The organism is Flavobacterium sp. UBA4854 (assembly GCF_002399805.1).
Lineage (GTDB): Bacteria > Bacteroidota > Bacteroidia > Flavobacteriales > Flavobacteriaceae > Flavobacterium > Flavobacterium ginsengisoli.
Genome location: NZ_DHEI01000069.1, coordinates 37,565 through 39,814, shown reverse-complemented (window position 1 = coordinate 39,814; position 2,250 = coordinate 37,565). Strand labels below are relative to the sequence as shown.

The 2,250-nt window shown below is 36.8% G+C and carries 2 protein-coding genes; both read right to left on the bottom strand.

Annotation, left to right across the window (positions count from 1 at the left end; translation table 11 throughout):
- Positions 1–174: 174 nt before the first annotated feature.
- Entirely contained in the window at positions 175–1,224 is a 1,050-nt protein-coding gene (locus B3J44_RS09920; protein WP_073408093.1) for an HlyD family secretion protein, read from the bottom strand.
- Between the two features lie 88 nt (positions 1,225–1,312).
- On the bottom strand, positions 1,313–2,250 hold a 938-nt coding region (locus B3J44_RS09915; RefSeq protein WP_286968209.1), incomplete at its 5' end, for a TolC family protein.

Below are 2,250 nucleotides of genomic sequence, written 5' to 3'. Positions count from 1 at the left end.
ACGCACATCGCGTACTGCAAATCCTCGGGCTCAATGTCCAAAAAACTTGCCGCATACGTTACGTTTGACGTATAAACTCCCAATAAAATCATGGAATGCAAGAGACAAACAAACAAAATCGTAATGATTGCCCATTTTGGAACCCATGATTTAAAAATACTTTTATCTTCCATTTTAGTGTGCTGCGATCACAGTAATATTCATTCCCGCTCTTAAAAAGTCGGCTTGTTTGTCGCTGTCTTTCAACTGAATTCTAACCGGAATTCTTTGTTCGATTTTTACGAAGTTACCCGTTGCATTATCTGGAGGAAGCAATGAAAATCTTGCCCCACTCGCTGGTGATAAAGAGGCAATTGTTCCAACAAAAGTTTTATCGCTCAAAGCATCGGCTTTAATTTCAACATCTTGCCCAACGGTTAAATATTGCAATTGCGTTTCTTTAAAATTGGCCGTAATCCATTTTTCTTTACTTACAATTGATAATAGAGATTGGCCTTCTTTTACCAATTGCCCTGGCTGTAAAGTTCGTTTTCCAACCCAACCGTCATAAGGCGCTGTAATTATGGTGTACGAAAGAAATAAAGCCGCATTATCGGCAACCGCTTGTTTTGAAGCAATATTGGTTTGCGTTGTCGGAACGTTTGCTTCGGCAACAGAAGTGCTTAAAGCAGATGAATGGATTCTATTTTTCATTTCCTGAAAATGCGCCTGAGCCGATTCGTAATCTGCTTTTACTTTCTCTAATTGCTGAGAAGTTGCAGCTTCTTCGCTTACCAAAGCTTTGTATCTTTCGTATTCCAATTTAGTTTTCCAAAGATTCGATTTTGCAGCTTCTAATTGTGCTTCGTTAATCGCTGTCGCACTTGCCGTATTTATAGCATTTTTCTGCGCCACAACGCTGTTTTGCTGTGCGTTTTGAACATCGGCAAGAGCCACATTCAATTTTGATTTATATTCACGATTGTCAATTACAACCAAAGTATCTCCTTTATGCACAAACTGATTTTCGTTAAAACGAACTTCCTGCACATAACCCGTAATGCGCGACATAATTGGCGTTACATATTGTTCGACTTGCGCATCATTGGTTTCTTCATGATTTCTGTTGAACACATAAAACCAAATTCCTAAAATAACACCGCTTATAACAAGCACACACGCAATAATTGTTATTAGTATATGAAACGTTTTATTTCTTCTAGTTTCATTTTTTATCTTAACCATCTTTTTCTTTTCTCTTTAACTTAGTTCTTTCTAAAAATCTTTCTTCTTGTCTCTTTCTTCTTAAGGCTTTAGCTCAGTCTTTCACCATCTAGCTCTGCGGAAGCATTCCAGCCGTATGAAGCAATTCGTAATGTTTTAAAACCGCATCCAATCGCGTAGAAATTTTGTTGTATTTCGCCTGAAGCAAAGCATTATCCGCGTCAACCATTTCGGTAATTAAAACCAATTGATTTAAGTATTTCAGCTTTACAATGCGGTAATTTTCATCAGCCAAATCCAATGCTTTATCAACAACAACAAACTTTTCAAGAATTTCCTGATACTGCGTATGCTCTTTATAAAGCTTATCTTGAATTTCCTCTTTTACAATTTCATTCTGCATTTCCTGCCATTTGATTTTGGTGTTCGCCTGCTCCATTTTGGTTTTATTTTTATATAGAGACGAAAGATCAAAAGTGGCTTCAATACCAACTTGTCCTAAAGTATACAGATACGGATTGGGCGGAAAGAATTTATAGTTCGGATAATAAAAACCGTAATTCCCAAAGAAGTGAACACTTGGCAAATAATTTCCTTTTACCATTTTAAGTTCGGTTTTACTGATATTCAGCTCCTGACTAGCAATACGCATTTCTTCGTTTTGCAAAGCTTTAGCCATATAAAAATCATACGGATCTAAACCATTCATTTCGTCCAAACTCGACGTTGTATCAATCGCAATTTCTTCGTTTTCTGGAATCTGGATCAGCGTTTTCAGATCGTGAAGTGCGATTTTAATGTTTTTGGAGTTAGTTAACGCATTCAATTCGCGATCTGAAAGCTGTAATTCGGCACGAATAACCTCGTTTTTCGTAACCGTTCCATGTTTTTGAAGCGATTGTACTTCTTTCAATCGGCTTTTTTCTTCTTTGATGTTTTCTTCGAATATTTTCTGAAGTTCCATCATTTTATAAATTGCCAAGTAGTTTGCCACCACTTCAAGCTCGATATCATTTTCGGCCTTTTCGGTTTTTATTTTAGCTATTT